Annotated in this window: 6 protein-coding genes and 1 pseudogene; 5 read left to right on the top strand and 2 right to left on the bottom strand. The window is 47.4% G+C overall.

Annotated elements, in window-relative coordinates:
- The first annotated feature begins 33 nt into the window (after positions 1 to 33).
- The 3 genes from CSD97_RS18245 (at position 34) to CSD97_RS18230 (ending at position 6,459) form a co-directional block, all read left to right on the top strand.
- Entirely contained in the window at positions 34 to 3,138 is a 3,105-nt protein-coding gene (locus tag CSD97_RS18245; protein WP_098032875.1) for a cell surface protein, read from the top strand.
- A 372-nt stretch (positions 3,139 to 3,510) separates the two neighbouring features.
- Positions 3,511 to 5,976 carry a primosomal protein N' gene (priA, locus tag CSD97_RS18235; protein WP_022400592.1) on the top strand — a complete coding sequence of 822 codons (2,466 nt, stop codon included), beginning with the start codon at positions 3,511 to 3,513 and terminating at the stop codon, positions 5,974 to 5,976.
- A 21-nt stretch (positions 5,977 to 5,997) separates the two neighbouring features.
- Positions 5,998 to 6,459, top strand: coding sequence for a low molecular weight protein-tyrosine-phosphatase (locus CSD97_RS18230; RefSeq protein WP_005825832.1), 462 nt, complete (start codon positions 5,998 to 6,000; stop codon positions 6,457 to 6,459).
- Here CSD97_RS18230 and CSD97_RS18225 read toward each other — a convergent pair.
- Positions 6,456 to 8,546 carry a BT4734/BF3469 family protein gene (locus CSD97_RS18225; RefSeq protein ID WP_098032874.1) on the bottom strand — a complete coding sequence of 697 codons (2,091 nt, stop codon included), beginning with the start codon at positions 8,544 to 8,546 and terminating at the stop codon, positions 6,456 to 6,458. The two genes, CSD97_RS18230 and CSD97_RS18225, sit on opposite strands and share 4 nt — an antisense overlap.
- Positions 8,547 to 8,796: 250 nt before the next feature.
- Here CSD97_RS18225 and CSD97_RS18875 point away from each other — a divergent pair, with 250 nt between their 5' ends.
- Both CSD97_RS18875 and CSD97_RS18220 read left to right on the top strand, forming a co-directional pair.
- Positions 8,797 to 8,943 (top strand): hypothetical protein, encoded by a 147-nt coding sequence (locus CSD97_RS18875; RefSeq protein WP_155517626.1) that lies wholly within the window; start codon positions 8,797 to 8,799, stop codon positions 8,941 to 8,943.
- A gap of 3 nt (positions 8,944 to 8,946) precedes the next feature.
- Entirely contained in the window at positions 8,947 to 9,570 is a 624-nt protein-coding gene (locus CSD97_RS18220) for an HU family DNA-binding protein (RefSeq protein ID WP_009037338.1), read from the top strand.
- Between the two features lie 217 nt (positions 9,571 to 9,787).
- On the opposite strand, the pseudogene CSD97_RS18215 reads toward CSD97_RS18220, so the two are convergent.
- Positions 9,788 to 11,176, bottom strand: a pseudogene (locus CSD97_RS18215) (hypothetical protein); the annotation flags it as partial.

Here is an 11,176-nt window from a genome sequence, read left to right as displayed (position 1 = left end):
TTTTTTAAATTTATAAATTTAAAGTTTTCAATTATGAACAAGAAGTTTTTAAGTGTAATCCTGTTCAGCGCCTTAATGGTTGGCACTGCAGGAACGTTTACGTCTTGCAAGGACTACGATGACGACATCAAGGACTTGCAGGAACAAATTGACGGCCAGAAGAGCGATTTAAGCAGCAAGGTTAGTGCTGTAGAAAGCTCAATCAGCAGTTTGCAAGCAGCTCAGGGCAGCTTGGAAAGTGCAATTGCTGCCGCTAAGGACGATGCAGAAAAAGCAGCGCTCGAAGCACAGAACAAGGCCATTGAAACAGCAAAGGCTGAATTGGAAACAGTGAAAGCTGAGTTGCAGGCTGCCATTAAAGCTAGTGCAGATGATGTTGATGCTGTAAAAGCAGCAGTAGCAAATGCAGAAGAAGAAATGTCTAAAATTGTAGGTCGTATTCAGACATTGGAGGCCTTTAAGACTACTACAGAAACAACCTTGGCTAAATTAGCTGAAGCAGATGTAGCTTTGACTGATAAAATCACTGCATTGAATGCAGACCTTGTTGCTTTAGGAAACAGACTGACTGCAGTAGAAGCACAAGTTATTGCATTGGAAAATTACAAAACAAGTAATGATGCAGCTGTATCTGCCAACAAAGACGCTATCGACAAGTTGATTGAAGACTTGGAAGCTTTGCAAGAAGGCGAGTTGACTGAAGCTATGATTCAGAAGATTGCAGAACAAGTAACAGCTGTCGTAGGTGCTAAATTGGATGTAGTATCTGCTGCATTGAATAAGAAAGTTACTCATGTATCCTTATATACGACAACTATGGATGTATATAATACACGATACGTGGACTTGAATTTAGTTTCTGCCGAAGCTGTTAGAACTTGGACTTTTGGTGACAAACTGGCTGGTGAACCTATTTCATTTAAAAAGGGTGATAAAGAAACATTCGAAGAATCCTTTATTATTCGTGTATCTCCAACAAATGCAACTTTGGATAAAAGCATGATCAGGCTAGTGAATAGTCAGATGAATGACCTGAATGGTTTGCTGGAAGTTAAGAATATTGAAGCTTATAAAGAACTGGTAACTACAAGAGGTATTTCTGCCAATGGTTTATGGAAAGTCTCCGTGAAGCTCGTAGACAACTATGATGCAGATGCTTATAAAGCAGCAGCAGCTACTTATGGTAAGGATGGTAAAAAAGATAAAGACATCTTGTATGCCGTAATGATAGGCGATAGTGCAACAGATTTAAGACAGGTCGTATCTGAATACGGATTAATTCTTGCTGCCGACAATAAAGAGGCTTTGCGCAAATTGACCTTCAATGTAGACAAGACATCGGTTGCAGAAATCAGAAACCGCTGGGCTGGTGAGGACAACTCCTTCTCAGAAGATGGAACAAAAGTTTCTTATAAAGAACTTGCATGGGATACTGATGAAAAATATAGTCCTTGGGCAGAACCTATCATCAAAAATGATGATGCTTCAAAGATTAATGTAATTGCTGATGCAGATGATCATAGAAATATAGAGGGAATCCCTGCATATAGTGTAAAAGCCGGCCAAGCATTTACTGTAAACTTTGATGAAGCTGTAGCTGAAAATGTTCGCGGTTTCTATATTACATTGGATAGTGATTGTGCAGTAGAAAGCGCTCCTTCTGAAATCAATGCTTGGAAATCTTATGGTGTTAAGGGCTTAAATACAGTTACAAGCGGTTCTTCTTTGGAACTGACTGTTCCCGAAGGAGTTAATGCCGAAGGTGATTATATTGGTTTCCGTGTTTATGCTGTTAACTACGACGGTTCTTTGGTAGATCCTGATGGTAAAGCATTCTATGTATATGTAGGCGAAACAGCTCAGAATGTAGCAAACTTGACATTGACTATGGATGCTAAGATTATTACTCCTCTTGCAACAACTGTATCCAGCAAGACTGATGCATTCTCTACTGCAAACTGGGGACGCGCTCAAGGTGGTACATACAGCATGGTTATTAAAGACGCAGAAGGCACAGATGTAACAACAGATTTCAGCTACACTAACTTCATCTTCAAGAATAATAAGAAAGTTGTGGTTAATTTGTTAGCAGATGACACTAAACTTATTGATGCAGCTACTATCACAAGTGTAGCTACTGTGGAAATGTCCGACGTTGTAGCTTCTAAGATGAAAGACAATATGACTTACACAGCAACTATCACTGCGAAGAATGGAACATCTGGTATTGTAGCAGTTTCTACTATCAAGTTCACGAAGACGTTGCCAGCCTTCCCGGCTACTGTATATCCGTATACCAATATTCTGGTTCAAAATAACTTGAAGATTTATCCGGTTTATAACAATGCCCAAGCAGAATATGACATGAAGAATGTATGGCATGGTATCGCTAAAGATGCAACGGGTACTACTGGATATGCTAATCTGATTTTCTCTGAAATCAACTCAGATCCCTCTAAGGTCGTTGTAGATTACGTTCCTGCTTCAAACATCATCTCTGCTCCTGCTGCTTTGGTTAATCCGAAAGACGAGGCATTTGGAACCAAGTTCCCAATGGCTATTCATTACAATTATGGTAAGATCAGCAACAAGTATAATGCAAAAACTAAAGCTTGGGAAGTTGTAGATCATAATCCGGCATGGGGTACTGATTTCACTGTTGAATTTGGTAACTACATTTACGATTGTACATTCGCTTGGTCTAAAGCTGCTCCTAAGGTAACTTACCCGGGTGCTGTCGGTAAATCAACCTACATTGCATTTAGCGATCTTAAGATTACCGACTGGTATAAAGAAGCTCTTGACTTGACTAAGATGACTACATCTGGTACTAAAGAAAATACTTACATGAAGTCTGTAACCCTGCATTTCTTAACAGGTGATAAGTATGATAGAGTAGATGAATATTATGAATGTGTAGCAGGCGCTACTTATGCCAAATATGATTCTTCGAAAAAAACATATACTACTGTTAGCGATATTAAGGAAGCAACACATATTCAACTGACTTCCAAGTCAAATGCATCACAAGGTTCTGATGTTCCGACTAAGATTCAGTTGGTATTTACGGATAACTTCAATTATGAAGTTGATGTTACCATGAACACTCCGTTCACTATGACGTTCCAACAACAATAATTGAATTGTAGACAAGATTACGTCCCACGATGTGGGACGTGAGATAAATTGAGAGGAGGATGCTCGAAAACGAACATCCTCCTTTTTTTCTCTAGAAACTTTTTTCTCCCTACTTTGCTTCCACCTACTCAAAACGCCATAGTTTTACCATAACTAACTCACTCTTATTTTAATACATCGAACAAAGCTTATAAAACGCTTACACCAGTTTCCCCATACTTCTACACCCATCCTACCCATAAAATCTGCAATACCCATATATCCCTCCCTTATCTTCATCCAAATCCACAACAGCCTCCTCCTCTCCTCAGCATAAAAAATGCCCCCGTTCATTTCATTCTCCCTCCACTTTCCACTATCTTTGTCCCCACGATGAAAAAGTTCGCCGACGTCATATTGCCTTTGCCTTTGCACAGCTGCTTCACCTACTCCCTGCCCGACGAGTGGGCGGATGAAGTGCAGACCGGTTGCCGGGTGGTAGTACCATTCGGACGGAAGAAATACTATACAGCCATCGTGCGCAACGTGCACTATTGCGCCCCCACCGAATACGAAGTAAAGGAAGTGTCCGCTTTGCTGGATGCCCGCCCGATACTGCTTCCGCGGCAGTTCAAGTTCTGGGAATGGCTCTCCGATTACTATCTCTGCACGCAAGGAGACGTCTACAAAGCTGCCTTACCCTCTGGCTTGAAGCTGGAAAGCGAAACAATCGTAGAGTACAACCCCGATTTCGAATCCGATGTCCGCCTGCCGGAGAAGGAACAGAAGATACTGGATATGCTCTCTGCCGACCCGGAGCAATGCGTGACGAAACTGGAGAAGGAGACCGGCATCAAGAACATACTTTCTGTCATCAAGTCACTGCTCGACAAAGAGGCCATCTTCGTAAAGGAAGAATTGCGCCGTACCTATAAGCCTAAGACCGAAACCCGTGTACGCCTCACCGCCGCCGCCCGCAACGAACACCGCCTGCACATCTTCTTCGACGAGTTGCAGCGCCGTGCCCCCAAGCAACTGGACCTGCTGATGAAATATCTGGAACTCTCCGGCTACCTCAGCGGACGAGATATAAAAGAAGTCTCCAAAGCCGAACTGCTGCAACGCACCTCCACCACCCCTGCCGTATTCAACGGTCTTGTGGACCGTGGTGTATTCGAAGTCTACCAGCAGGAAATAGGTCGCATAGACAAAGCACTCCTCAAAGAAGTCATCCCCGTCAACCCGCTGAACGAGCACCAGCAACGCGCTTATCACTCCATCTTAGAGAATTTTCAAAGCAAGAACGTCTGCCTGCTACATGGTGTCACGGCAAGCGGCAAGACCGAAGTCTATATTCATCTGATAGAAGAAACCATCCGGCAAGGAAAGCAGGTGCTCTATCTCCTGCCCGAAATAGCCCTCACTGCGCAAATCACAGAGCGCCTGCAACGCGTTTTCGGTTCCCGTCTGGGCATCTACCACTCCAAGTTCCCCGATGCGGAACGGGTGGAAATCTGGCAGAAGCAGCTGTCGGAAGCAGACTATGACATTATTCTCGGCGTCCGCTCCTCCGTCTTTCTTCCTTTCCGCAACCTCGGTCTTGTGATTGTGGACGAGGAGCACGAAAACACCTACAAGCAGCAAGACCCTGCTCCCCGCTATCATGCCCGCAATGCAGCCATTGTACTCGCCTCCATGTATGGCGCCAAAACTCTGTTGGGCACGGCAACCCCTTCCGTAGAGACCTGGCACAACGCCACTACCGGTAAGTATGGCCTCGTGGAACTGAAAGAACGCTATAAAGAGATACAACTGCCGGAGATTATCCCCGTAGACATCAAGGAGCTGCACCGCAAGAAGATGATGAAAGGTCCCTTCTCTCCGCTGCTCCTGCAATATATCCGCGAAGCGCTGGAACAGAAAGAACAAGTCATCCTCTTCCAGAACCGCCGCGGCTTCGCCCCCATGATAGAGTGCAACACCTGCGGCTGGGTACCCAAGTGCAAGAACTGCGACGTCAGCCTCACCTACCACAAGGGGCTGAACCAACTGACCTGCCACTACTGTGGCTACACCTACCAACTGCCCCGCATCTGCCCCGCCTGCGAGGGCACTGACCTGCGCAACCGCGGCTTCGGCACGGAAAAAATAGAAGATGACATCAAAGCCCTCTTCCCCGACGCCCGCGTAGCCCGTATGGACTTGGACACCACCCGCACCCGTACCGCCTACGAGCGCATCATCTCCGATTTCCAGCAAGGCAAGACGGACATCCTGATAGGCACGCAAATGGTGTCCAAGGGTCTGGACTTCGACCACGTCAGCATTGTGGGCATACTCAATGCCGACACCATGCTGAACTATCCCGACTTCCGCGCCTACGAGCGCGCCTTCCAGCTGATGGCGCAGGTTGCCGGACGCGCCGGACGGAAGAACAAGCGCGGCAGGGTGGTGCTACAAACCAAAAGCATCGACCATCCCATCATCCCGCAAGTCATTGCCAACGACTACGAAGCCATGGTAGGCGGGCAGCTTGCCGAACGCCAGATGTTCCACTACCCGCCCTACTACCGCCTGGTGTATGTCTACCTGAAGAACCGGAACGAGACCCTGCTCGACCTCATGGCACAGACTATGGCCGCCAAGCTCCGCACCGTCTTTGGCAACCGTGTGCTGGGACCGGACAAGCCGCCCGTAGCACGCGTACAGACCCTGTTCATCCGAAAGATTGTCTTGAAGATAGAAACCAATGCCCCGATGGCCCGTGCCCGCGAACTGCTCGTCCAGGTGCAAAAGGAGATGGTGGCGGAAGACCGCTTCAAGTCGCTGATAGTGTATTATGATGTAGACCCGATGTAAATAACTCGTAACTAAAGAAATATGAAGAAGATACTTTTCGTTTGCCTCGGCAACATTTGCCGTTCCTCCTCGGCAGAGGGAGTCATGAAGCATCTGGTAGAAGAAGCCGGACGTGCGGATGAGTTTTTAATCGATTCTGCAGGCATTCTGTCCTATCACCAGGGCGAACTGCCGGACAGCCGGATGCGTGCCCATGCCGCCCGCCGTGGATACAATCTGACGCATCTTTCGCGACCCGTACGTACCGAGGATTTTTACAACTTCGACCTGATTATCGGTATGGACGACCGCAACATCGACGACCTGAAAGATCGTGCCCCTTCAACCGCCGAATGGAGCAAGATACACCGCATGACGGAATACTGTACAAAGTTTACCCATGCCGACCATGTACCGGACCCCTATTACGGCGGTTCCGAAGGTTTTGAGTATGTGCTGGACATTCTGGAAGATGCTTGTGCGGGGTTACTGCAGAGCATTTAATCCAGCGGCATTACATGGTACAGCGTCCCCTGCCGTGACTTCTTGTTCGGTATTTCAAGCTTCTTGAGCGTCCGCCCGAATACGGCCACCTTATTGATAGCCAGACGGTCACGCGTCTTTGTCTGCAAGGCGGAAATAATCTGCATGGGCATCATCCATTGCCCCTCCTCATCCTCTTCTGCCGCACGGAAATGGCTGTGGAAGAGTTGTTCCAGTGGGGTGAGCTGTTCAAATTCCCGGTTCGTCCGCTTCAAGATGGCTTCATCGGCATCATCCAGCCAGTAGCGCTCACCTTTGGCTACGGCATTCAGAGCTTGTGCATAGAGCTGGCGGTAGTTGATGGTGACATTTGTATCGATGGGGCCGGTGACCTCAATGCAGATGAAACGGCGGCTGCCACTGGGGTCGGACAACAAGTCCTTCTGGTTGCTGGTGCCGATGAAGGAGGCATACCGCCGCATCTCCCGGATGGTGCTGCCGTAGGGTTTGCGCAGGTTGGCAACCGGTTTCTGCAGCAGATGCTTCAGGAAGCCCTGCTGGTTGATGTTGATTTGGTCGAACTCGTCGATGTTGACGAGCAGAAAGCGTCCCAGGCTGCGTTCCGCTTCCTGCCTGCTCTTGAAGTCGATGCTGTCCGTATAGCCGAAACGCAGCTCCGGTGGCAGCAAAATGCGGCAAAAGGTAGATTTCCGGAACCCTTGGGAACCGACAAGCAGAGGAGAAGTATTGTTTCCGTGTTGCCGGTCCATTCCACGCCAGTGTGCCACCATGCCCAGGAACCAGCGGTAGAACAACTCCCGCCAATGAGGATTGTGGCACGGGACGAGGTCGGCCAACGCCCGGATGCGGTCTTTCCCGTCCCAGCGGCCGGTATCGTAAAGGTATTCTTCGACGGGATTATAGAGTGGCACATGGTCTGAAGTAAGGAAACGATTGATGTCGCGGTCCCATACGCGGATACCCTCCTTCAGGGCATTCATGGAGACCGTACTGCGGGCACGCTGGTCAGCAGGCTTGAAATAGAAATGGACGGAGTCGCGCTGACGGTATTCCAAATCATCCAGAACGGTGTTGTAGCGGAACTCATACCGGCGGCCCATAAACTCTTCCAGCCGGAAAACGCTCTCCTGCTCTTGCGTCAGACTGCTCTTTTTCCCGAAGCCTTTAAGCTCTTGATATAGGTTATGAATCGTTTGACGGACAATGAATTCATCCGCTTCCCGGTAATAGTGCATCAATGTCTGGCGGACTACTTCCTCTTCGGGGATGCCTGCCTTGAAACAATGTTCGGCCAGAGGCACCAGCAGTATCCGTAAATCCCCCTCCCGTTTCCAGCCGTCCAATTCGCGGAATGCACGGTCAAGGGCTGATTCGAAGAGTATGGCGAAGGTGTCCGAGGCTTTACTGTCCGGATGCAGCCGCAACAGCGGATTCTTTTCTGCGAGTTTTCGTTGCCGGAAGTTCTCTTCCTCGGGCATGCCGAGGGGCTGTTCCAGGCAGAAAGGTACAGCGGCAGGATTGTAGTATGGATATCCGTCCAGAGTCATGCGGCAACTCTGGGTAAGGGAAGGTTCTTTCAATGTAATGGCAAACGGCAGTAAGGGCTGGTAGCACTTCACCGCCATACGGTAGGCGTGGGCATGAAACAAGGTGGCATCGCTCTCCCGCTTCGGCGTTGTGCCGTCGGGCAGGGCAAACAATACCCATATCTTGGCACTCCGTCCGCTGGAACCGCAGAAAGCGGCAAAGGTCTGTGGCAGCAGGGCGGCTTGTTGCTTTACATATTCCGCTTCGGCAATGCCCGACAGACGGTTTACTTCCAGTTGTACGAGTCCGTTATAGTTCTTCATCCGCCGTTCTCCCTCTTGTGTACGGCTATATTCCACGGCAGGGTAGATGCGTGGCAGTTTGTCTATATGTTCGTATTGGGCGCAAGTACCCTCCAGTTGAGGAAGGATGGCCCGGAGGGTCGATACATGTCCGGCTTTGGTTTCGGTTTTCAGTTTTTTAATCAGTGCATCCGCTTCCAGGGTGCTGAGGGCTTCCTTTCCGCTCTCTTTTTCTGCTCTAATCAAGGTAATTTTCATTCTGTTTGTCAGCTTGTTTAAGTAAATATAATTCTCGTAAAGATACGATATCAGAAGGCGGAAAACAAGTATTCAGTAGAATAATTATTAAATAAATCCCTGCTTCCACAAACTATACAGCGTGGTATCGGAAACCTTTGGATTTCTTTTTTAAAACATAGGCATTCCTTTGTTTTTCTCCCTTTGTTTGTCTACTTTTGTATAGGGAATAGATGACGCCTAACGACCATGAACAGCTCTGCTTACGGCCATGAAGCAATCGCTTGACGACCGTAAGCAGAGCTGTTCATGGTCGTTAGGCGTTTCTCTTCCCAAAGCTTTTACGGATGAAGTACGTAACCCGCACCTATTCCGCATAGGGCGCGAACGTATTGTACAACAACTTAAAAGACATTGAACTATGGCAATTTTATTCGATTGGTATGAGCTCCCGGAACCTAAAGACAAACAGCGGGAAGAAAAGATACTTCATCCGCGCATCCGCTTGAACGGCTCTACCAGTACTGCCGAACTGAGACGTCGGATTCAGGAACGCTGTTCGTTGACGAAGACTGATGTTTCGGCGGTGCTGGATGCCTTGTCGCACGTCATGGGGGAAGACCTTGCCGAGGGGCGGCAGGTGCATCTGGACGGTATCGGTTACTTTCATCCCGTACTGACTAGCACGGAGCCGGTGACCGCTGCGACCAAACGTAAAACCACCAAGATTAAGCTGAAGGGCATCAAGTTTCGTGCCGACCAGGTACTGAAGAATGAGATAGGCGCTATCAAAGCTAAACCACTGGGGCTGAATGAGCATTCCCAAAAACTGAGTGACAAGGAGATTGACAGGCGGCTGACGAGCTACTTCTCTACGCATCAGTTCCTTACGCGCAGTGATTTTCAGAGCCTCTGCGGAATGATGCGCTCTACGGCACAGCTTCATATTCGCCTGCTTCGCAGCGAAGGCAAGCTCGAGAATACAGGAAAACTGAACCAACCGATTTATGTACCTTGCACGGGGTATTATGGTAGAGACGAGTAGGTTACGGTAAAACTTAGGCGTTTTGAGTAGGTGGAAGCAGATTTTGCTTCCACCTTTTTTGGTTGCTTCCACAGCAGCTCAAATGCCGATGGATAGGGGGATGCAGGAGGTGGGTGGAAGTGTGGAAGCAAAGTGATGGAAAATAAATTTCTGGAGAAAAAAAGAGGGTATTCCGTTTTATCGGAATACCCTCAAGTCTATCTATGTACTATATATCTTACTTCTTCAAAGTAATTGTTACAGTAGTGGTTGTGGTAGCACCCCACTTATCAAGTACAACGAGAGAAACCTTACATGGAACATCGTTCTGCAATGCAGTTTCTGCGCTCTTCTTCACTACTGAGAAGTAAGAGTAAGCGTCAGTCTCAGTCGGAGCAAACTGATTTCCACCATGGTCTTCAATAGCCAGATATTCTTTGGCATTGTCATCAGCCAAAACAACTCTCACGCTTTGGATTCTACTATCCATAGGCTCAGTTGTATCCTCTACATAATTAGCACCTGATTTCTTATACATCTGAGTCAAGTTATAAGCCTCTCCGTAAACATCCTTAGCAGTGATGTTCTTCAAGCTAACCTTGATAGGACTAACACCATTGCCAGAAGCATTTGCAGCTGCAGTAGCTTCCAAGGCACCTTCCTTGATTTCAGACTTAACTGTCAAGTTGAATTTATCTACAATCTTAGCGATGTGAACGTTGCCGAATACAGTATAAGCAGCCTGGATTTCACGAGTTGAGTAAACGTTGTCTCTGTTGTCTGCATCCGCAGCATTGTCGTATACCTCAACGCTGATATCACCAGCAACACCGGTTGTTGTAATCCATGGTGTACAAGTGTGTCCATCAATTTCGTGAAGCGTTTCAGTAAACGCTACATTGGTCTTTTCAGCACCCATGTCTTTGTACAGCTTGAACAAGTTATAAGTAACATCTGTACCATCTGCTGAACCGTAAGCTACAGCGTTGTCACCAACGAAGTAAGCAGACAGTCTGCTGAACGGAGTTACAGCTGACTCAGCCGGAGACTTGATAGTAACCTTAACAGGAATTTCAAAGGCGTTTACTGTGGCACCAGCTTTCTTCAAGCCCAATACAATTTGATAGCTTTCTTCAGCAGGGAATGCTTTAGTGTAATCGAAATTGAACTTGATGTACAACGGGGTCTGAATCTTAGAGCCAGCCGCTGAAACATATTGACCTGCACTGTTTTTAACATAAAGAGTGCTTGCATCAATTGTTGTAATCCAGTTTTCATCGAATGCAGTTCCATCCTTACCATATTTCACACCGTTTACTGTGATTGTCTTTTCAGTAAGAGCCTTGCCGTCTGCCCAAGTAATGCTTCCAACCTTTGCAACAGAAGGCAGGTCAGTGTCAGTTGAACCAGCCAAAGCTGCTTGAATATCACCCAATGGCAAGAAGAAATCAGCATTAGTTTTATTTACTGTCCATTCTACATCACCTAAAGTTGTTGAAGGAGCAACATATATAAAGGTTACTGTAATAGTCTTGGCAGCTGCAGCTTCTGCAACAGTTCCATTTACTAACAGATAATTTACTTTAATATTAAGACTACCAGCCTTTTCAGCCTTAATCGTATTTCC

This window comes from Bacteroides sp. AR29 (assembly GCF_900217715.1).
In the GTDB taxonomy this organism is placed as follows: Bacteria; Bacteroidota; Bacteroidia; order Bacteroidales; family Bacteroidaceae; genus Bacteroides; species Bacteroides uniformis.
This window is presented reverse-complemented; position numbering and strand designations above follow the sequence as displayed.

Coding starts and splice junctions, on each gene's coding strand:
- CSD97_RS18875 (WP_155517626.1), top strand. CDS start 8,797: ATGAAGCAATCGCTTGACGACCGTAAGCAGAGCTGTTCATGGTCGTTA.
- priA (WP_022400592.1), top strand. CDS start 3,511: ATGAAAAAGTTCGCCGACGTCATATTGCCTTTGCCTTTGCACAGCTGC.
- CSD97_RS18220 (WP_009037338.1), top strand. CDS start 8,947: ATGGCAATTTTATTCGATTGGTATGAGCTCCCGGAACCTAAAGACAAA.
- CSD97_RS18225 (WP_098032874.1), bottom strand. CDS start 8,546: ATGAAAATTACCTTGATTAGAGCAGAAAAAGAGAGCGGAAAGGAAGCC.
- CSD97_RS18245 (WP_098032875.1), top strand. CDS start 34: ATGAACAAGAAGTTTTTAAGTGTAATCCTGTTCAGCGCCTTAATGGTT.
- CSD97_RS18230 (WP_005825832.1), top strand. CDS start 5,998: ATGAAGAAGATACTTTTCGTTTGCCTCGGCAACATTTGCCGTTCCTCC.